General features: G+C 34.1%; 21 protein-coding genes. 4 read left to right on the plus strand and 17 right to left on the minus strand.

The features are described from left to right. Positions 1-152: 152 nt before the first annotated feature. From epsC to RBR53_06405, 3 genes are read left to right on the plus strand one after another with little or no spacing between them, the layout of a single operon-like run. Positions 153-1,133 carry a serine O-acetyltransferase EpsC gene (gene epsC / locus RBR53_06395; protein MDY0132282.1) on the plus strand — a complete coding sequence of 327 codons (981 nt, stop codon included), beginning with the start codon at positions 153-155 and terminating at the stop codon, positions 1,131-1,133. Then, positions 1,120-2,493, plus strand: a complete 1,374-nt coding sequence (locus tag RBR53_06400) for a TIGR01777 family oxidoreductase (protein MDY0132283.1) — start codon at positions 1,120-1,122, stop codon at positions 2,491-2,493. The genes epsC and RBR53_06400 overlap by 14 nt, the downstream gene beginning before the upstream one ends. After that, entirely contained in the window at positions 2,490-3,593 is a 1,104-nt protein-coding gene (locus RBR53_06405; protein MDY0132284.1) for a hypothetical protein, read from the plus strand. Before RBR53_06400 ends, RBR53_06405 begins: the two co-directional genes overlap by 4 nt. Positions 3,594-3,639: 46 nt before the next feature. On the opposite strand, the gene RBR53_06410 is transcribed toward RBR53_06405, so the two are convergent. Continuing rightward, complete coding sequence (locus RBR53_06410; GenBank protein MDY0132285.1) at positions 3,640-4,476, minus strand: hypothetical protein; 837 nt, start codon at positions 4,474-4,476, stop codon at positions 3,640-3,642. 345 nt (positions 4,477-4,821) lie between these two features. Here RBR53_06410 and RBR53_06415 point away from each other — a divergent pair, with 345 nt between their 5' ends. Further along, on the plus strand, positions 4,822-5,643 hold the full coding sequence (locus RBR53_06415) for an EFR1 family ferrodoxin (protein ID MDY0132286.1): 822 nt from the start codon (positions 4,822-4,824) through the stop codon (positions 5,641-5,643). Positions 5,644-5,768: 125 nt separating this feature from the next. Here the strand turns inward: RBR53_06415 and RBR53_06420 are convergent, their stop codons facing one another. The 16 genes from RBR53_06420 to RBR53_06495 all read right to left on the minus strand — a co-directional run bounded on the left by RBR53_06420 (position 5,769) and on the right by RBR53_06495 (position 19,179). After that, entirely contained in the window at positions 5,769-6,155 is a 387-nt protein-coding gene (locus RBR53_06420; protein MDY0132287.1) for a pancreas/duodenum homeobox protein 1, read from the minus strand. Between the two features lie 61 nt (positions 6,156-6,216). Beyond that, positions 6,217-7,158, minus strand: coding sequence for an alpha/beta hydrolase (locus RBR53_06425; protein MDY0132288.1), 942 nt, complete (start codon positions 7,156-7,158; stop codon positions 6,217-6,219). Further along, complete coding sequence (locus RBR53_06430; protein ID MDY0132289.1) at positions 7,158-7,343, minus strand: hypothetical protein; 186 nt, start codon at positions 7,341-7,343, stop codon at positions 7,158-7,160. The genes RBR53_06425 and RBR53_06430 overlap by 1 nt, the downstream gene beginning before the upstream one ends. 294 nt (positions 7,344-7,637) lie before the next feature. Further along, a complete protein-coding gene (locus RBR53_06435) occupies positions 7,638-9,062 on the minus strand; it encodes an NADH-quinone oxidoreductase subunit N (protein MDY0132290.1) in 1,425 nt (474 codons plus the stop codon). Positions 9,063-9,105: 43 nt separating this feature from the next. Beyond that, positions 9,106-10,680, minus strand: coding sequence for an NADH-quinone oxidoreductase subunit M (locus RBR53_06440; GenBank protein ID MDY0132291.1), 1,575 nt, complete (start codon positions 10,678-10,680; stop codon positions 9,106-9,108). A gap of 37 nt (positions 10,681-10,717) precedes the next feature. Continuing rightward, complete coding sequence (locus tag RBR53_06445) at positions 10,718-12,490, minus strand: Na(+)/H(+) antiporter subunit D (protein ID MDY0132292.1); 1,773 nt, start codon at positions 12,488-12,490, stop codon at positions 10,718-10,720. After that, positions 12,487-12,762 carry a hypothetical protein gene (locus RBR53_06450; GenBank protein ID MDY0132293.1) on the minus strand — a complete coding sequence of 92 codons (276 nt, stop codon included), beginning with the start codon at positions 12,760-12,762 and terminating at the stop codon, positions 12,487-12,489. Before RBR53_06450 ends, RBR53_06445 begins: the two co-directional genes overlap by 4 nt. Then, a complete protein-coding gene (locus tag RBR53_06455; protein MDY0132294.1) occupies positions 12,759-14,243 on the minus strand; it encodes a monovalent cation/H+ antiporter subunit D family protein in 1,485 nt (494 codons plus the stop codon). The genes RBR53_06450 and RBR53_06455 overlap by 4 nt, the downstream gene beginning before the upstream one ends. 36 nt (positions 14,244-14,279) lie before the next feature. Continuing rightward, positions 14,280-14,597 carry an NADH-quinone oxidoreductase subunit NuoK gene (nuoK, locus tag RBR53_06460; protein MDY0132295.1) on the minus strand — a complete coding sequence of 106 codons (318 nt, stop codon included), beginning with the start codon at positions 14,595-14,597 and terminating at the stop codon, positions 14,280-14,282. Position 14,598: 1 nt separating this feature from the next. Beyond that, complete coding sequence (locus RBR53_06465) at positions 14,599-15,117, minus strand: NADH-quinone oxidoreductase subunit J (protein ID MDY0132296.1); 519 nt, start codon at positions 15,115-15,117, stop codon at positions 14,599-14,601. Then, a complete protein-coding gene (locus RBR53_06470) occupies positions 15,111-15,554 on the minus strand; it encodes an NADH-quinone oxidoreductase subunit I (protein MDY0132297.1) in 444 nt (147 codons plus the stop codon). The genes RBR53_06465 and RBR53_06470 overlap by 7 nt, the downstream gene beginning before the upstream one ends. Then, the gene (nuoH, locus tag RBR53_06475; GenBank protein ID MDY0132298.1) at positions 15,551-16,534 is read right to left on the minus strand and encodes an NADH-quinone oxidoreductase subunit NuoH; all 984 of its coding nucleotides are present in this window, start codon (positions 16,532-16,534) and stop codon (positions 15,551-15,553) included. The genes RBR53_06470 and nuoH overlap by 4 nt, the downstream gene beginning before the upstream one ends. A 4-nt stretch (positions 16,535-16,538) precedes the next feature. Further along, positions 16,539-17,675 (minus strand): NADH-quinone oxidoreductase subunit D, encoded by a 1,137-nt coding sequence (locus RBR53_06480; GenBank protein ID MDY0132299.1) that lies wholly within the window; start codon positions 17,673-17,675, stop codon positions 16,539-16,541. Between the two features lie 81 nt (positions 17,676-17,756). Continuing rightward, positions 17,757-18,221, minus strand: a complete 465-nt coding sequence (locus RBR53_06485) for an NADH-quinone oxidoreductase subunit C (protein ID MDY0132300.1) — start codon at positions 18,219-18,221, stop codon at positions 17,757-17,759. Between the two features lie 11 nt (positions 18,222-18,232). Next, complete coding sequence (gene nuoB, locus RBR53_06490; protein ID MDY0132301.1) at positions 18,233-18,787, minus strand: NADH-quinone oxidoreductase subunit NuoB; 555 nt, start codon at positions 18,785-18,787, stop codon at positions 18,233-18,235. 2 nt (positions 18,788-18,789) lie between these two features. Then, positions 18,790-19,179: an NADH-quinone oxidoreductase subunit A gene (locus RBR53_06495; protein MDY0132302.1), complete on the minus strand. Its 390-nt coding sequence runs from the start codon at positions 19,177-19,179 to the stop codon at positions 18,790-18,792. Positions 19,180-19,284: the final 105 nt, after the last annotated feature.

Consider the following 19,284-nt stretch of genomic DNA (forward strand, 5'->3'; position numbering starts at 1 on the left):
AGATTTCAAAATTTTTAATTTTATATTAAATTCTATTTACAAACAAGAGCATATTGTTTTTAAACTTTATTGAATTTAATAAGCTTAATATAAAGTTTGTTAAATTTAAAGGTTGCTCAAGTTAACTGTTCACACTTAAAAAAAGAGACAAAATGAATAAGATTTTAAAAGATCCAAAACTATGCGAACCATCCAAAGACTCTTTGGAAGAATACAAAAAAAAAATACATGGAATTACAGAAAAAATAATTGATTCTTGTTTTGACGAGGACTTGTTTATCCATATAAATAACGAACCAATACCCTCAAGGGATGAAATTGTAAGCATTATTAACCAGCTTATAAAAATCCTCTTTCCTGGATATTTTTCAAAGCGAAAAATAGAACAATACAATTTGAAATACAAAATAGGATTAAGTGTATCCTATCTTTTTCCAAGGCTTGCCGAGCAAATTATAAAAAGCTTACGTCATGAATGTTTCAGGTATGATAAGCCATGTGAGGTATGCATAAATAAAGGCTACGAATCAGCACTTGAGCTTTTTAGACAAATACCATATTTAAGGAAGCTTCTTGCTACAGATGTAAAAGCAACCCTTGATGGAGATCCCGCAGCAAAAAACTATGATGAAATAATATTTTCATACCCCGGTATTTTTGCAATCACTGTATACAGGATTGCCCACGAACTTTATAAAATGGAGATTCCTCTTATTCCCAGAATAATGACAGAGTATGCACATAGTGCTACAGGAATAGATATTCATCCCGGTGCAAACATAGGTGAAAGGTTTGCAATCGATCACGGAACAGGGGTTGTTATTGGTGAGACAACAAATATCGGTAAAAACGTAAGACTCTACCAAGGAGTTACCCTTGGAGCTCTTTCACTTCCCAAAGATGCCGGTAAAAAATTTCGAGGAATTAAAAGACATCCAACCCTGGAAGATGATGTAATTGTTTATTCAGGAACAACAATTCTCGGGGGAAATACAATAATTGGAAAGCGTGCTGTAATAGGCGGTAACGTATGGCTGACCAAGTCTGTCCCCCAGGATACAGTAGTTTTACTAGAAGAACCAAAACTAAATTACAGACAAAAATCCAAGGATGAAAACCATGATCATATTTGAAAAAAAAACAAAGCTTAAATTCACTAAAAAAGAAGTTTTTAATTTCCATGAAAATCCTGGAGCCTTGAAAAGACTTTCCCCTCCCTGGCAGAAAATTTCTGTTAAATTACACAAAGGAGGAATTAAAAAAGGCGCAAAAGTTAAAATGCATCTTTATGATCCTGTAAAAATTACCTGGAAAGCAAAGCACACTGAATATATAAAAAACAAATATTTTGAAGATATTCAAACTTTTGGACCTTTTTCAAAGTGGAAACACAAGCATATTTTCAAAGAAGATGAAAATGGCTTTTGCGAAATGACAGACCGGGTTGAATTTAAACTTTTTTTTCATTTCATAACTTTTCCTTTATTTAAAAAAATTATATTAAAAAAACTTAATACAATTTTTCAACTCAGGCATAAAATTCTTAAAAGAGATCTTGAGATAAACTCTAAATTTAAAGGTAAAAAAATCTTTCTTATAAGTGGTTCTGGAGGAGTCCTTGGAAACCTTCTTATTCCAAGACTTACAACAGCTGGCCATGAGGTGAAAAAGCTTGTCAGAAGACTTCCTAAAAATGGAAATGAATTCTACTGGAATCCTGATAAAAATTTAATAGATAAAAAAGCCTTTACAAATACAGATGTTGTCATAAATCTTTCAGGAGAACCAATTGCCCAGGGGTATTGGACAAAAAAGAAAAAGAAAAAAATTGTTTCAAGCAGAAAAAACACAGCTACCCTTTTAGCAAAAACAATAAACAGCCTTGAAAACCCTCCAAGCATTTTTATTTCATCTTCTGCAACGGGCTTTTACGGAAATAAAGGTAATGAATTGTTAAACGAAACCTCAGGAATCGGTGACCTTTTTATTTCCAAAGTCTGTAAAATCTGGGAAGACTCTGCCTTACTATGTACAAACAAAAAAACAAGAACAATTATTCTAAGAACAGGGGTTGTTCTCACCCCTGAAGGAGGGGCTCTTCCAATTATTTTAAAGGGATTTTATTCAGGGCTTGCAGCTATTCCAGGCTCGGGAAACCAGTATCTAAGTTGGATTTCACATGAAGATTGGATAAACGGGGTTTACCATATAGTTTTTAACGAAAAAATCAAAGGATATGTAAATCTTTGCTCAAACAATCCTGTGACATTCAATCAACTTATGACTGACATTTCAACTTCTATTAAACTCCCTTTTTACTTTAGAATTCCATCTTTTATAATCAAAGTTTTTATGGGCCAAAAAGGATATGAAACTGTTTTATGCGGAGCAAAGGTTTTTCCTGATAAACTTCTTGCAAATAACTTTAAATTTTTTCATAACACTCCAAAGGAAGCTATTGATGAAATGCTTGGAAAGGAAAGCCTAAAATGAAATTTAAAGAAAAAATTTTTCTATCTCTTCTTATGTGGGTTGCTTTTGTTTTTGGATTTACACATCATCTAATACCTCCAATAGACGGCCTTCATTTTGATCGTCTTCATATTTTTCTTTTTAATTTATCTGCGGGCGGAGTAATTATTTACTCATACACATTGAGTAAACCAATATTTTCAAAAAACAGTATTATCTTTATTTTAATTTCACTTATTTTTGCTTTTGCTGCGTTTACTGAACTTTATATTTTGGCAATTATTTGTGCTTTTTCTCTTTCTGTTTTTACAGAAGCTGCCAGGATTAAAAAATTTGGGTTTTTCCCATGGATGTTTTTTAACAAAAGAATAATAGTTCATAGAAAATTTCACAATGCTGCCATATTGTGTCTCTCCCTTGGATTATTAATTTCAGGTCTTGTGATGATAAATAATGAATTCATCCATTTTGTAAAAATGGACAAACTTGAGCTTAATACTTTTTTTCTGGGCTTTTCCTTCCCTCTTTCTCTTATTACAATGTGTGTAATGTTCAAGCTTACAGGCGACAATAGAATTCATCTTACAAGAGTTTTAAAAAACATAGGCTTTTGGACTGTAAACCTTGGAGTGATTATTTTTTTTATTTTCATTCTTTTTGAATTGTTTATAGCCCAGCTTATAATTGCATTTATATTGTTTTTCTCTGTAATTTTAATATTTTATGTGTTTTTTACAGATAAATTCAATAAACAGCAAAGGGCTTTTCTTGTTTCAGGAATGTGTTTTCTATTATTTACAGGGGTGAGCGGAATAGCCTATATAGCTTTGGAAATGACATCTTACTATTCAAAAGAAAATAGTGAGATCCTTTTAAGAACCCACTCTTTTGCTTCGGTATATGGATGGAATCTTAGTGGCCTTGCTGTTCTTGTCAGGTTTGAAGACTTCCCAATAGAGCTTCATTCTAAAAAGTTTATTGCCCTTCACTGGATTACTGCCCTTATTTTTGCCCCTATAGGTTCAATTTCACCAATTATGGCTCTTTTAGCTATAGTTTCCTATGGAATTATTATTAAATGGATCTTTTTCAGTAATTCAGAAAATCAAAGTTTGATTTAAACTTTTAAAGCTTAGTTTTTTTAATACTTTATCAAGCCTGAATTTTTTATTTGGACTTGATAGTTATTTTAAGTTCATTTTCAATATAGATTTGATTATGAACTCCAAGTCTTGATGCAATTTCCCAGACTAGATTCTTTTTTTCCAAAATTTCATCTGGGTTTGCAAAAGATACCCTGCCTCCCTGAATCATAAATGTTTCTACATTGTTATTTTTTAAAAATTCACTTGTTTCAACAGCCTGCCTGGCTGCCTTGTTGTAGATATAAAAAAGTTTTTTAAGATAAGTATGAAATTTAACATCTTTACTTTTCCAACCCCCTAAAATATTAAGAAAAAATATAAATTCATTTTTAGAAAACAAAAATGGATGAAAAGATTTTTTAAGATAATCATTTAAAATACTTATTTTTTCATTTTTTATATTTTTAATATCTTTCCAGAGAAAAGAAGCTATCAGTCCTTTTTCTTTTGGGTCAAAATTGTTCAAAGTTGCTAAAATTTTCTTGTCAATTTTTTTTAAAAGTCCAAGTTTTTTAAAAAAATATCTCAAAACTTCTTTGTCTAAATTTACAAACTCAGACAATTCTTTATAAACAATTTTTGTTGGATTAACCTTTTTTAAAATAGTCTCCAAATTAAAACCTTGAGCTTGAGACTGAATTTTAAGCCAGATCAAAGCAAATCTTTTTCTCATTTCAAAATCAGGAGTAAAAATATAAAAAACAATTTCTTCTGATAAATCTTTATCATAATTTGATACAATATCTTTTAAATCATTAAAATTTATATTAATTCCAAGATCTTTGGCAAATTGAAAAAACTTATCCTCAACAATAAAGCCTTTATTAATTTCATTAATTATTAACCCATTAATGTCCAAATTACCTCCTTTAGATAAATTTAAATCAAAACCACCATTAATCTTTCATACTAAACTTCAAATGTGAATATTTATTGTTTGTCAAACAAAATTTAAGGAATTAAATTTACTTTACTATCATATGATCAATGGTGTAGCTTTATTTTACTTGGAGCTGCCGTCAAAACACTTCCTGTAGGAACTATGATTCCCTGGAATCATTTTTTTGGAGACTCTGCCAATATCTTTAGACGACAAGTACTATACAGATTATTTTAAAAATTGTAGATGTAAAACTAACCCATAACTCCTGGATAATTAATAAACAAACCCTTTAAAATATTAGATTAAACTGAGGTTATTATTATGAATATTAAAATTAACTCAATTTATTTCAGCCCAACAAAGACCACAAAAACAATTGTTTCAGCCCTTTCCGAAAAATTATCAAAATCAATCAACAATTCAAACTCTGTAAACTCAATAGATATAACTTTACCAAAAGCAAGAAAAAACCATTTAAACTTTGACAAAAACGAACTTATAATTTTGGGAATTCCTGTTTATGCCGGCCGGGTTCCTAATGTTCTTCTTGATTATCTTAACTCTATCAAAGGAAATAATACTCCTGCAATTGCAATAGTTTTATATGGAAACCGTAATTATGATGACGCTCTTATAGAACTTAAAGATATAATGGAATCAAACAGGTTTATTGTAATTGGAGGAGGCGCTTTTATAGGTCAGCATTCTTTTTCTAAAATCCTAGGCGGCAATAGGCCTGACAAGTCTGATATGGAAATTGTTGATAAATTTGCAAAACAAGTTCACTCAAAACTTAAAAAGTCAACTATTTATAATAAAATTCAGGTCAAGGGAAATAGACCCTATAGACCCTACTATCTTGTAAAAGATGAAAACAATAATCCTTTATATGATTTCAGAAAAATCAAACCAAAAACAAAGGATAATTGTATTGATTGTAAAATCTGTGTTGATGTTTGCCCCATGGGTTCAATAGATCCAGACAATGTTTCTTCTGTCAAAGGAATTTGCATTAAATGTTGTGCCTGCATCAAAGAATGTCCTGTAGAAGCCAAACACTTTGATTCTCCTGATTTTATAAAACATAAGGAAGAATTGGAGCTGGAATTCCTGGAAAGAAAAGAGCCCGAACTTTTTATTTGATTTGTAGATAAAAAGAACATAAATTTAACGGAGGCAATTTTGATTAACCTCCGTTAAAAACTTCATCAGATATAGTTGGAGATAAAAACTCAAGTTTGGTTATAGGATTTAAATTTAAAGTTTTACTAATTAAATTTCAGGCGGAGGGGGATGAGATGCTTTTCTTTGCTTAATGAAATTGTTTTGCCCAGCTCCCATTCAGGTTTGAGATCTGACTTCCCGATTTTTGAGGCTATTTTTTCTACAATTTCATTTATATTAATTACAGGATGCTTGGCAAAAACCGTTGGTAAACCGTAAGTAAGGCTGCATACAAGACATTTACCCGGCCTTTGATCAAGGTTGAAGTCAAAAACAATTTCTTGACCATTTTCTTCCCTAAACTTAAGTGAAATATCATATGCTCCATCTTCGGTATCACCGAAAAGAGCTTCAAAAAATTTATCGGATTTTTCGGATGGAAAGATTTCATTTAAAACTTCAGAAGAAAAAATCTTTTCAATTTCAGTCATACCTACTCCCTTGGTTGGTGTTAATCAGAAATCTTTCATTACTATAAAACTAAAGTTAAAGTCAACCAGGTTTTGAAATTGATTTTTCAATAAAAGCACTAAGTTCCCTGATTGCAAAATCTGCTTCTGGAAAACATGAATAATAACTTTGAAACGAATGCATCATCAAAGGCCAGATTGATAATGTTGAATCAACATTACTTTCAACAGCTTTATTGTGACAATTGATAGAATCTTCCATAAGAATTTCCTCTGTTCCAACCTGAAAAAAAAGATCGCATGAGGAATTAAAATCTCCATAAACAGGAGATAGGCTTGATTTTTTCAATTTTTTTCCTTCACCTGAATAAGACTTTACACAAAACTCCAAAAACTCTCGAGTTAATACAAAATCTTTAATTTTGTTTTCTTCAATTGAGGTGTTTTTAAGACAAAGGTCAAAAAACCCAGATAAAAAAATACCGAAATCTGGTTTTAATCTTTGATTTTTATTTAATTCTAAAATCGCAGCAAGCCCTAAATTTGCTCCTGCAGAGTCTCCTAAAATTCCATTAAAAAAAAACTTTGAAGAATTTTCTTTCATAAATTCAAAAGATTTTAATACTTCATTTAATTGTGTGGGATATTTGTTTTCAGGTGCAAGGGGATAATCAACCATTAAAACATTGGCGTTAAGTTTCTTTGACAAAATTTTTGCAAACGGCCTATGGTTGTCAAGAGAACCTGCAATAAATCCTCCCCCGTGAATGTATAAAATATTAACTTTTGAATTTTGACTAGATTCTCTAACCCATTCAAGACGGGAGTTTGAAAATTTAAAAACATTTCCAGGAGTGTTGTTTTTAATATTTTTTGCAGCAATTAAGGCGTTTTTTCTTATTTCCTTGATATTATAAGAGCCGTTTTCATAATAACTTAAAAACTTTTTCCATCTGATAATTTTTTCTTTAATTTCTAAAAACTTCTCAGAAGGTAAATATTTAAATTTTGACTTGGCAATCATTATTTCTTTTTTTTACTAACTTTTTCAAGCCAATCTTTTTGTGATTTCAAATAGTTTTCTTCAGATTCCTCCCAGCCGGGATTTTTTTCATCAAGATTAACTTTATTGTAATTTTTTTTGATCCTGAATTTTTTAAGTTCTTTAAGAGCCTTGATAATATCCTTTTTGTTCTTTTTTTTATTCATAAGATTAAATCTATGTTTTACTTTGATTTCCTTTTTAATTTATTTAATAATTTAAAATTCTAGTTAGCTTCTAAAAATAACTTTATTTGATTTCTAGTCAAAAGTAAACCGGTTAAATATTTATCTTTATATACAATAAACGGAGGTAAACTAAGTTTATTGTTAAGTTTAAAGTAAAAACCCTTTGTTATTTTAAGCTGAAAGTCAAGATCCTTAATTTCATTTTTTAAATTCCTGAGTGAAAAATAAGACCTTGGGCAATCGGGCATATAATAAAAACAAATAGTTTCCATCCTAAATAAAAATATACTTAACAGCTTCTACTGCTCGTGAGATTATTGGCTCGGGATAAACCCCTGTAACTAAAATTCCAAGATTAATCAAAATAGCAAAAGAAGCCTTTCCAAACCCAATTGAAAACCTAGGTTCGCTATTATCACCCAAAGTATAGGCTGCTCTTACAAGTTTTAAATAATAATAAGCTGAAATGCCTGCATTTATCACACCGATAATAACAATTGCATAATAACCTTTTGCAATTGCAGAGGTAAATACCATCAACTTGGTTGTAAAACCTACTGTAGGCGGGATTCCGGCCATTCCAAATGCTGCAAGAGCAAGGGTGAAAGCAAGAAAAGGAGATCTTTTACTTAATCCTTTTAATGATTCAAAGCTAATATTTTCCCCGTTTTCAGAAACATTATAGATTACAAAGAACAAAGCAATGCTCATAAGGACATAACCTGCAATATAATAAACTGAAGAAGAAAAACCTTCAGTTCCAGCACTCAATACACCAATCATCACATAACCTGCATGGGCAATGGTTGAATAGGCAATAAGTCTTTTTATATCTTTTTGAACTAGAGCTGAAAGATTACCAAGTGTCATTGAAAGTGCTGCAAGCACAGTGAGAACTAAAATTATTTCTCCTGACTGAACACCTGAAAGAGCTACGAATCTGATAATCAGTGCTAGACCTGCAAGTTTTGGAAGAGTTGCAATATAAGCTGCAGTTTCATTGGAAGATCCTTCATAAATATCAGGAGTCCAAAAATGCATGGGAAAAAGTGCAAGCTTAAAGAAAAAACCTGTAAGCATTAAAACAAAGCCAATAATTCCAGCTGGAGATTCATTTAACATAGATGGAAGAACTGTGAAAAGCTCTTTTAATACTGTGGTATGGCAAAGACCAAAAATATAACTCATTCCAAAAAGGGTGACAGCTGTTGAAACTGCTCCAAAAAGAATATATTTAAGCCCTGCTTCATAGTGTATTTTTGTGGAATCATCTGATCTAAAAGGTATTGCAATGTAAAGGGAAAATGAAGATATCTCAAGACATAAAACAATAGTGATAAGCTCAGCTGCACTTGTGATGGCAGTAAGGCCAAAGGTACTTATTGAAAGAAACATTAGATACTCAGGAGATATCTCTTTTTTTATTCCTTTGATTCCTCTGCCCAGAAGAAGAACAAGAAAAAAAGCAGCAAGAATTAATACCTTAAAAGTTTGGGAATAAAGATCTATTCGATAATAGCCAGAAAAAAGCTCTCCATTTGCATTGAGGGAAGCTAAAGCTGCCAATAATGCAAAAAATGCAAAAAAAAGGGCTGATTTATCCGATGCAAACTTATTCTTTTCTCCAAGGGAACCAAAGAAAAAGAATAAAATCATTGAGATTAGTACCAGTTCAGGAAGAAATAAAAGTAAATTCATTTTTTATAATCCAGTTTAATTAATTTATTTTTAATTAATAAAATCATCCTGCAATAAAACATTTAACAGTTTTTAAAGCATGATTCAGACCTTCAGAAGAATCAACAGCCTGAGTTATTCCGTCATTATATTGGATTAAAAGATGATTTATGCTTTCATCCATTATATTTAAAAGAGGTTCTGGATTAAGACCTATCCAGAAAACAAAGAAAGTTAAAAATGCCAGAGTCAGTTTCTCTCTTAAATCAAGATCAAACAAGCCTCTTTCGCTGCCGTCTCCATGCTTATGCCCGTCACTGTCAGCCCAGACCATTTTCTGAAGCAATCTAAGCATATAAGCTGCTGCAAGCACAGCTCCTGGAATTGCAATTGCACCCACAAGTTTGCTTTTTTTGAAAGCTCCCACAAGAACCAAAAATTCACCTACAAAACTGTTTGTTCCTGGAAATGCCAGGGATGAAAGAGAAAAAATTCCAAGAAATGTTACATAAATCGGCATAAACATTCCTATGGCAGAGTTGACTTTAAGATCCCTGCTCTGGGTTCTTTCATAAATTATTCCAATACAAATAAACAAAGCACCAGTTGTAATACCATGATTTATCATCTGAAGCATTGCACCTTTAAGACCAGCGGTATTTAAAACAAAAATACCAAGTGTTACAAAACCCATATGCCCTACACTTGAGTAAGCAATAAGTTTTTTAATGTCATTTTGCCCAAGAGCAAGATACCCCCCAAAAATTATAGAAGCCAGTGAAAGAGCAATTAAGTAAGGTACACAGGCTTGAGTAGCAAGGGGAGTTATGGGAAGACATAATCTTAAAAACCCGTATCCACCCATTTTGAGAAGAACAGCTGCAAGAATTACACTTCCTGCTGTAGGTGCTTCAACATGAGCTGCCGGAAGCCATGTGTGCAAAGGAAACATGGGAACCTTAACTGCAAAAGCAATGGCACATGCAAGAAAAACCCAAAGCTGAAATGAAAAAGCAAAATTTCTTCCCATAAGTTCAGGTATGAAAAAAGTTCCTGTATTTATATAAAGGGCAATTATTGCAACAAGGAGGAAAATACTTGCAATCAATGTGTATAAAAAAAACTTAATTGAAGCATAATCTTTTCTTGTGCCTCCCCAGACTGCAATAAGAAGATACATTGGAATAAGCATTGCTTCCCAAAATATATAAAATAACACTGTGTTAAGGGAAACAAAAACTCCAATCATTGCAGCTTCCATTATAAGGATTACAAAAAGGAACTCTCTGATTCGTTTGTCTATATAGTTCCATGAACAAAGAATACAAAGAGGCATAACAAAAGTCGTTAAAATAACAAGAAGAACACTGATTCCATCTATACCCAGCACATAATTCAGATTTATGGTTGGAAACCATTGGTAAAGCTCAGCAAATTGATATTTTGCTGTAGTTGTATCGAAACGGGTATAAAGAGGAATTGATATCACAGCTGTGAGAAGTGTAATAAAAAGTCCCCATATTTTCATCATATACTGAGAATTGATGAAAAACAGCCCTATCGCTCCAAGAATTGGAGTAAATACAAGCATCGATAAAACCGGGTAAGAAACATTGTCAAAAATTAAAAACTGTTCCATATTTATCAGCCGTTAAATAATTTAAGGGTTAACTTCTTTAAATAAGCACAATTACTATAAGGACAGCAAATAGAACTAAAACAGCAGCTCCTATATATTGCTGAATTTTGCCTGTGGTAATCATTCTAACCTTGTCTCCAAGGTTTAGAGTCTCTTTTGCACTTCCATCTATCACATAATCTATTCCGTTCCAGTCAAACCAGGACATTGCCTTGGCAAACATCATTGCAGATCTTGTTCCTATGGTTTTGTAAATGTCGCCAACAATGTCATTGATTTTTGACAAAGGTCCTTCGCAGAAGTGTTTAAAAGGATTGGCAGCTTTTCTGTAAAACCAGTCAATATCAAGATTGATTTTATCTTCAGGAACCAGCTTTTTCCGCATGAGATAAAAACCAAGACCTGTAAATCCGATTATCTGTAAAGTTTCGGAAATATGATACATTGTATAAGGTTGATAATTAACTTCAAAGGGAAGCATATTGTAAAGAAAATCAGGATAAAAACCCATCATTATGCAAAAGAAAGCTGCTATTGACATTCCGCCTATCATAGGAAGATGAGCTTCCTTTACATCTGGAACAGAAGGTTTTGCTTTGTGAAACCAGATAAAATAAGGAAGTTTGATACCAACTGAAAGAAAGGTCCCAACAGAAGCCAGGAGAAGCATGAGCATGATAAATATCCTGTGTTCATCACCTGCTGCAGTTATAATCATTGACTTGCTTATAAATCCGCTTGTAAGTGGAAATCCTGAAATTGCTATTCCGCCTATCACAGTTAATATGAGAGTTATGGGCATTTTGGAATAAAGACCACCCAACTCTGAAAGTTTGGATTTTCCTGTCATCTCAAGAACTGAGCCAACTCCCATGAAAAGCAGGGCTTTATAGAGGATATGAGCATAGGCATGGGCACATGCACCGTTGATTGCCATGGTAGTACCTATTCCTACTGCACAAACCATATATCCGACCTGGGAAACAATATGATATGACAAAATTCTTCTGGCATCGTTTTCTATTACAGCATAAAAAACACCGTAAAGTGTCATTACCGCACCTAGAACCACAAGAATTTCAAATCCGGCAAATCCTCTTGCAAGGACATAAACCGCTGTTTTTGTAGTATAAGCACACATATATACTGCACCAATAACTGTAGCTTCGGGATAGGCATCTGTAAGCCAGGCGTGAAGAGGTGGTACAGCCGCATTCACCATAAAACCTATCATGATCAGATAGTCACCAAATGTTGCTGCTTCAGGCACTATTGGAACAAACAAAAAATTACCCACTTCACTATGTCTTATAATTATTCCGGCAAGAAGGAAAAGACCTCCTGTTACATGGATAATCAAATACCTCAAACCCGCTTTGTGGGATTGTCTTTTTTTTCTGTACCAGATAAGAAAAACAGAAGAAAAAGCCATAAGCTCCCAGAAGATAAAAAGCGTAAGATAATCTCCTGCCAGAGTAACTCCAAGAGCACTGCCCCCATAAACAAAAGCTGCTGCACGCTGCTCCCACCCATCTGAGTAGGAACTGTAAATCCCAGCTATAAGAGACATAAGCGTAAATACATTTAAAAATATATAGCTGAGCTTATCAACTCTTCCTAAAACAAGATCCAGTCCAAGATAACTTATATTTCCAAATTCTGACGGAAGAAAGTTTATCTGAAACATTGCAATTACAGGCACCAGTACAAGCACAGGCTTCATTAAATTGTTTTTTTTAAACCAGGGCATAAAAAAAGCTGCAATAAAAAATACTGATGCAGGATGCATTAAAAATGAAACCTGTGTCATCTCACTATCCCTTCGTCTTCATCTTCCCAGTAGTAATCAACATCTTTCATGAGAAAAGAATGAGCTATTCCCTTGCATACAAGTATCATCACAAGACAGCCTACGATTCCGAAAAAACTCCAGAAACCAACAATTGAGTCTCCGAAAAAATGACCATTACCGCTTCTTGGAACAAAAAAATCAAAACAAATTATTCCAGCAAGGAAAAGAAAAAACAACCACTTTAAAATATTAGAATTTTGTTGTAAAAAACCGAAAAATTTACCCATCATATTGTATCCACCAGAAGGTTAATGATTTTAAGGAAAAGATCGGGCCATATACCTATACATACAGAAATTACCGCTGTTATAAAAAGAGGAACCACCATCATTGCAATTAAGGGGGACTTCTCAAGATTTATATTTGACTCCGGCATCCTGGAAAAAGATCTTAAAAATATAGGCACAAAATAGCAGGCATTTAAAAAAGAACTCAACATAAGTACAGTCAGTAAAATCATATTATTTATATCCAGAGTTCCAAGGGCAAGAAACCATTTGGTAACAAATCCTCCGGCAGGAGGAACACCAATCATACTTAAAATTGCAAGACCAAAAGCCGTTATTGTAAAAGGCATCTGGTATGCAACCCCTTTCATGTCTCTTATATCTTTTTTGTTTGTAGCAACAAAAATTGCTCCTGCACAGAAAAACAAAGTGATTTTTGCAAAAGCATGGTTTGTAATATGAATTAAACCACCTGTAATAGAATTAGGGGTAAGCATAGCAACCCCAAGAATTATATATGAAAGCTGACTTACAGTTGAATATGCAAGCCTTGCCTTTAAATCTGTTTTGGATAATGCAATCATTGACGCAGTCAGAATGGTAAAAGAAACTATATAGGCTGTGATAAGGCCAAGATTAAGTGAAGATAAAAGATTTACTCCAAAAACTGAAAGCATCACTCTTGAAATTGAAAAAACACCGACTTTTACAACAACAACCGCATGTAAAAGTGCTGATACCGGAGTAGGAGCAACCATGGCAGAAGGAAGCCAGCTGTGAAAAGGCATGATCGCAGCTTTTGCAAAACCAAAAAGGCACAAAAAGTAAATCGCTATTATAAGGCCTTTTGAAACACCACCTGAAAAAATACCCTCAGCTATACCTGAAGTTGCAAAGTCAAGAGTTCCGCACTGCCAATAAATAAGAGCCATGGCAGGAAGAAGGAATGCTTTTGAGGTAAACATCAAATAAATAATATATTTCTTTGATCCCTCATAGGATTCTTTGTCCTGATGATGGGCAACAAGAGGATATGTAATAATTGATACTATTTCATAAAACAGATAAAGGGTAAAAAGGTTGGCTGAAAAAGCAGCACCCATTGCACCACAAACTGCGACTGCATAGCAAAAATAAAACCTTGTCTGTGCGTGTTCCGAAAGCCCTCTCATATATCCTATGCAGTAGATTGCTGCAAAAATCCACAAAAAGGAAGCTGTTCCTGCAAACATAAGACCAAGTCCGTCAATGAAAAAAGAAACATTGACACCTGGAACAAGTTCAAAAAGAGTAAAAGAGTAATGACCTCCTGAAATAACTTGAGGAGCAATCATTAAAGCTATGGAACCAAAAGTCAAGACAGCTCCGACTATGGCACCAGCATCCCTTAAATTTTGCCTTCCGGAAAAAAACATTACCCACAAGGCGGCCAGGACAGGCAACATTATTGTTATCATCAGTTTAGCGGTTACAACTGTTTCCATTGTTGAAATTCCTGTAAGATATTTGAAATATTGATATTAATGTTTCATTTCATGTACATTGTCTGGATCATCACATTTATAGCGCCTGTAAACTGCAAGAACCATACTTATTGCAATTGCTACCTCAGCTGCGGCAATCCCCATTATAAATAAGGTAAAAACCTGACCAACAGCTGGATCTGGAGCTGTAAACCTGTTGAAAGCCATAAAGTTCAATGCTGCAGAATTCAGCACAAGCTCAGCCGAAATCAGCATACCCACAAAAGATCTGTGCTGAATCATTCCGTAAAGTCCTGTAACAAACAAAAAAACGGCTATCAGCAAATATGTTTCCAAAGTTTGGCTGAAAAACATGTTAATTGTCCCCTCTTCCACCTTTTCCAAGAATTATTGCACCTACAATTGCTGCAAGCAAAATTAGAGAAATCAATTCAAATGCCAGGCAATAGTCATATAAAAGTGATCTGCCTAGCCGCTCCATTGAAAAATCACCTGTTTTATTTAGAGCAGGAACAAATTCGGTTCTAAATATCAATGCTGTCATCAAACTAAAAACAGACACTCCTGCCAAAACAGCAAGAACCAAATTTTTTCCTTTAAGATGCTTTTCTGCTATCTGAGTTGGGGTGTAACCGACCATTACTCCAAAAACAAGCACTATGCAAATAGCACCTACATAAATAAGAATCTGCATCATGGAAAGAAATGGAGATCCAAGATAGAAATAAAGACCCGCCACCCCTAGAAAACAAACAGCCAGACCAAGGACTGAATGAATTATAAGCTTTGACTTTACCGCCAAAATTCCGCCAAAAAAAGTCAAAACAACAAAGGCAAAAAATAAAACTTCGGCAATATAATAATAAATCAGCATGAAGTCTCCTTTAGGCATTCAAGAAGATCAAAATGAAATTCTTCTTTGGTAAAGCCTGCCAGATTATATTCCTTGGAATATTCAATTGCACCGACAGGACATGACTCAACACAGATTCCACAAAGAGAACACTTGGTAAAGTCAAGATCAAATTTTGTGAGGCTCTTCTTTTTTTCACCTTCTTTTTTTTCAGAAGAAATCTCAATACAATGAGAAGGACAAGATCTTGAACAAGTGCCGCAGGCTATACATTTGTGCGTTCCTGCCTTTTCATTTACAACCAAGACAATATGACCCCGATATGCTTGGGGAATTATATTTTTCTCCCTTGGATACTGAACAGTTACAACTGGTGAAAAAAAGGCTTTGATTGTTACGCCCATTCCTATAAGAAGGCTTTTTAGGCCTATAAAAAAATACTTAAAATATTTTATCATAGCTTCACTACCACTGCTGTAATTAAAAGATTTACAAGCGAAAAAGGTATAAGATACTTCCAGGAAAGATTAAGAAGCTGATCAAATCTTACCCTTGGGAAAGTCCATCTGAACCAGAGTATTAAAAACATAAGACAATATGTTTTCAATAAAAACCAAACTGCAGATGAATATTCAAAATACGGAAGGGGAAATCCGTGCCATCCACCTAAAAAAACAGCTGTTGCAATTGAACTTACAACAAAAATCTCTGTATATTCGCCAAGAAAAAACAAAGCAAAAGCCATTCCACTGTACTCTGTATGGAAACCGGCTGTAAGCTCACTTTCTGCTTCAGGCAGGTCAAAGGGAGCTCTATTTGTTTCAGCAACACTGGCAACAAAATAAATCAAAAAAGCAACAGGCTGAACAAGGAAAAGCCAAATTTTACCCTGATAACTTACAATATCCCCCAAACTGAAAGAACCAACAACAAATACAATTGAAAGAAGAGAAAGAATTATTGGAATTTCATAGGCAATACCTTGAGATATAGACCTCATTGCTCCAAGAAGTCCATATTTGTTATTTGAAGCCCAGCCCGCTACAAAAATTGCAAAAACGTTTAGAGATGCCATTGCAAGAATATAGATTAATCCAATGTTTATGTCAGCTGCCTGAAGTTTTGGAGCAAAAGGCATTACAACAAAGGGAAGAACAGAAGGAACAAAAGCAAGAAGCGGTGCTATCCTAAAAAGCTTAGAGTGTGCAGCTCTTGGAACTATCAGCTGTTTTGCCATAAGCTTTACTCCATCAATTAATGTCTGGAGTACACCATGCCAGCCAACTTCCATTGGTCCAAGTCTTAACTGCATATGGCCCGCTACTTTTCTTTCAAGGTAAACCATAATCAATGCATTGATAAAAACAAGAGAAACTACAAGAATCAATGCAATTGGTATTCTTAAAAAATGTGGTGGTAAATTTGCAATAAAATCCATTTTTCTACCTGTCTATTTCAGGAATTACTAGATCAAAACTGCCCATGACTGCCACAAGATCAGCAATAAGCATCCCCTCGCAAATTTCTGCAAGTGCTGAAAGATTGCCATAGGAAGGAACCCTAACCTTAAGTCTGTATGGAACATCGCTTCCATCAGATACCATATAATAACAGAGCTCTCCCCTTGCAGATTCAACTGAAAAAGACGATTGCCCTTTTGGAATTTTCAGTTTTCTAGGAACTTTTGCTCTGATATCTCCTTTAGGTATCATATCAAAAGCTTGGGAAAGAATTCTCATGCTTTGTTTCATTTCATTGATTCTTACATAATAGCGTTCAAGACAATCACCTTTGGTTCCCAAAGGAACCTCAAAGTCAAATTTATCATAGATTGAATATGGAAAAGCTTTTCTTATATCATAAGAAACCCCGCTTGCCCTGAGGTTTGCTCCTGTAATTCCATATCTTCTTGCCATATCTGAACTAACAACTCCCACACCTTCAGTTCTATTCCGAAAGATCACATTTCCTGTTACAAGCCTGTCATAAACATCGAATCTTTTCTCAAGCCTTTTCATAAATTCACGGGATTTTTCGATGAAATCATCGTCAATATCTTTGTAAACACCGCCAACCCTGTGAAAACTATAGGTGAGTCTTGAACCGGTAAGACTTTCAAGTATATCCAGAATATGCTCTCTGTCATCAAAACAATATAAAATAGGGGTGAAAGCACCAAGATCAAGAAGAAAAGTTCCAAGCCAGAGGAGGTGACTTGCAAGCCTATTAAGCTCAACTGTAATTACTCTTATGTATTCTGCACGCTCAGGAACTTCTATTCCAGCCATTTTCTCAATAAGAGCAACATACCCATGATTGTAAGGAAGGGCACACACATAATCCATTCTTGCCGTATTTGGGAGAAAAGATTGAGCCGGCCTGACCTCTGCTATTTTTTCATGCATGCGGTGACTGTACCCTATTACAGGATCAATTCCCATTACGTATTCGCCGTCCATTTCAAGCACAACTCTTAAAACACCGTGAGTACTTGGATGCTGGGGACCCATGTTTAAAAGGAACTTATGCTTCCCCTGACTTTCCAAATTTTCACATTTAATTTCATTTTCTAAAGTCATTGTATTTAGATTTCCTCTGACTTTGTGTTTGTTAATTTACTTTGCTAGCCAAAATATAAACTAAACTTCAAATCCAAAACACTAAGTATTTTTAAAACCTGTTTCTTCAGCACTCAAAGCTTTATCTTCTTTTTTAAGAAGAGGGTTCAGCCCTTTATCAGATTCATCAAGAATAAGGGTTCGTTTATCTTGGTGCCCTTCAAAATCAAGTCCGAAAAACTCCATAACTTCCCTTTCATACCAGGATGCACCATTAAAAATATCTGAAATTGTTGGTAAAGATCTGGTCTCACTGCAAAACACCCTTGCTCTAATTCTAAACTTTGATTCAGGGTTTACAAATTGGTAGATTACCACAGGAAAAGGTTCAATATGTACTGCAGTTACGAAAAGCAGCATAAATTCACTTTTATAAGCAATTGAAACAAATTCCCTTATATTTTCATTTGAAACAGTGAATTCATACTCAACTCCAGGAAGGATATCCTGGCTTTTTTCTTTTACTGATATTTTCTCTATTTCTTTTAAAAACTTAGCTGTGTCCATTGCAATTAACCCTAACTCCTTGATGGATGTCTGTTTTGAGGAAAAGGATGACGTTTGCCGGTAATTTTTTCCTGAAGTTTGAAAATTGCTTCAAGAAGTGCTTCCGGTCTTGGGGGGCATCCTGGAACATATACGTCAACCGGAATCAATTTATCGACCCCTTCAATAACAGTATAATTTTCCTCTATCGCAAAAGGCCCGCCTGAAATTGCACAATTTCCCATTGCGATCACCCATTTTGGCTCAGCCATCTGCTCGTAGAGCCTTACAACGGTGGAAGCCATTTTTTTATTTACTGTACCAGCTACTATCATTAAGTCACTTTGTCTTGGAGAAGGCCTAAAAACTTCAGCTCCGTATCTTGCGGAATCAAATCTTGCCATTCCTGTAGCCATCATTTCAATTGCACAGCAGGCAATTCCAAAAGTTAAAGGCCAAAGTGAGTTTGCTTGGCAATGCTTCAAAAAAATATCAGCCTGAGCAAATTTAAGGACTAGACCCTGACCTTGGTAATCAGCGTTTTCCAAGACTGCATCAGATCTTGTATTTTCAATAAATTTATCCATTTTTAAACCTTTTTTCTCTCCCAGTTAAAAACACCTTTATTCCAGGCATATACAATTGCAAGAGATAAAATTCCTATGAAAATAAAAAGTTCTAAAATCCCTCTCCAAGCTTCAACAGAATTAAATGCCACAGCAACAGGAAAAAGAAAAAGAATATCAACATCAAAGGCCAAAAAAATGAGGGCATAAAGATAATATGCAGCTCCATATCTGAAATTCCACATTTCCCCATATGGTTTCATACCACATTCATAAGTATCTAGACTTTTAGATGAATCCCGTCTGCCAGGGGCAACTAGCAATGCAATTACAAAAGGTGCAAAAGCTGCAAGAAACCCTCCTATCAGAAAGGATATTATGTAAAGATAATGAATTAGCAATTCATCTGGCATTTACTCATCTCCATGTATCAGGTTTGTACCAAAGTTATACTTTATTAGTTCCTTAAATATGGCTATGTCAAGGATAAATATTTTAATTTTTGTTTAAAAAAATAA

Source organism: Desulforegulaceae bacterium, assembly GCA_034006035.1.
Classification (GTDB): Bacteria; Desulfobacterota; Desulfobacteria; order Desulfobacterales; family JACKCP01; genus JACKCP01.

Excerpts from the sequence above, each read along its gene's own strand:
- RBR53_06405 (MDY0132284.1), top strand. The coding sequence starts at position 2,490 with ATGAAATTTAAAGAAAAAATTTTTCTATCTCTTCTTATGTGGGTTGCT.
- RBR53_06420 (MDY0132287.1), bottom strand. The coding sequence starts at position 6,155 with ATGACTGAAATTGAAAAGATTTTTTCTTCTGAAGTTTTAAATGAAATC.
- RBR53_06400 (MDY0132283.1), top strand. The coding sequence starts at position 1,120 with ATGATCATATTTGAAAAAAAAACAAAGCTTAAATTCACTAAAAAAGAA.
- nuoK (MDY0132295.1), bottom strand. The coding sequence starts at position 14,597 with ATGTTTTTCAGCCAAACTTTGGAAACATATTTGCTGATAGCCGTTTTT.
- RBR53_06465 (MDY0132296.1), bottom strand. The coding sequence starts at position 15,117 with ATGCTGATTTATTATTATATTGCCGAAGTTTTATTTTTTGCCTTTGTT.
- nuoB (MDY0132301.1), bottom strand. The coding sequence starts at position 18,787 with ATGGATAAATTTATTGAAAATACAAGATCTGATGCAGTCTTGGAAAAC.
- RBR53_06470 (MDY0132297.1), bottom strand. The coding sequence starts at position 15,554 with ATGATAAAATATTTTAAGTATTTTTTTATAGGCCTAAAAAGCCTTCTT.
- RBR53_06425 (MDY0132288.1), bottom strand. The coding sequence starts at position 7,158 with ATGATTGCCAAGTCAAAATTTAAATATTTACCTTCTGAGAAGTTTTTA.
- RBR53_06495 (MDY0132302.1), bottom strand. The coding sequence starts at position 19,179 with ATGCCAGATGAATTGCTAATTCATTATCTTTACATAATATCCTTTCTG.
- RBR53_06450 (MDY0132293.1), bottom strand. The coding sequence starts at position 12,762 with ATGATGGGTAAATTTTTCGGTTTTTTACAACAAAATTCTAATATTTTA.
- RBR53_06445 (MDY0132292.1), bottom strand. The coding sequence starts at position 12,490 with ATGACACAGGTTTCATTTTTAATGCATCCTGCATCAGTATTTTTTATT.
- nuoH (MDY0132298.1), bottom strand. The coding sequence starts at position 16,534 with ATGGATTTTATTGCAAATTTACCACCACATTTTTTAAGAATACCAATT.
- RBR53_06485 (MDY0132300.1), bottom strand. The coding sequence starts at position 18,221 with ATGGACACAGCTAAGTTTTTAAAAGAAATAGAGAAAATATCAGTAAAA.
- RBR53_06435 (MDY0132290.1), bottom strand. The coding sequence starts at position 9,062 with ATGAATTTACTTTTATTTCTTCCTGAACTGGTACTAATCTCAATGATT.
- RBR53_06440 (MDY0132291.1), bottom strand. The coding sequence starts at position 10,680 with ATGGAACAGTTTTTAATTTTTGACAATGTTTCTTACCCGGTTTTATCG.
- epsC (MDY0132282.1), top strand. The coding sequence starts at position 153 with ATGAATAAGATTTTAAAAGATCCAAAACTATGCGAACCATCCAAAGAC.
- RBR53_06430 (MDY0132289.1), bottom strand. The coding sequence starts at position 7,343 with ATGAATAAAAAAAAGAACAAAAAGGATATTATCAAGGCTCTTAAAGAA.
- RBR53_06415 (MDY0132286.1), top strand. The coding sequence starts at position 4,822 with ATGAATATTAAAATTAACTCAATTTATTTCAGCCCAACAAAGACCACA.
- RBR53_06455 (MDY0132294.1), bottom strand. The coding sequence starts at position 14,243 with ATGGAAACAGTTGTAACCGCTAAACTGATGATAACAATAATGTTGCCT.
- RBR53_06480 (MDY0132299.1), bottom strand. The coding sequence starts at position 17,675 with ATGACTTTAGAAAATGAAATTAAATGTGAAAATTTGGAAAGTCAGGGG.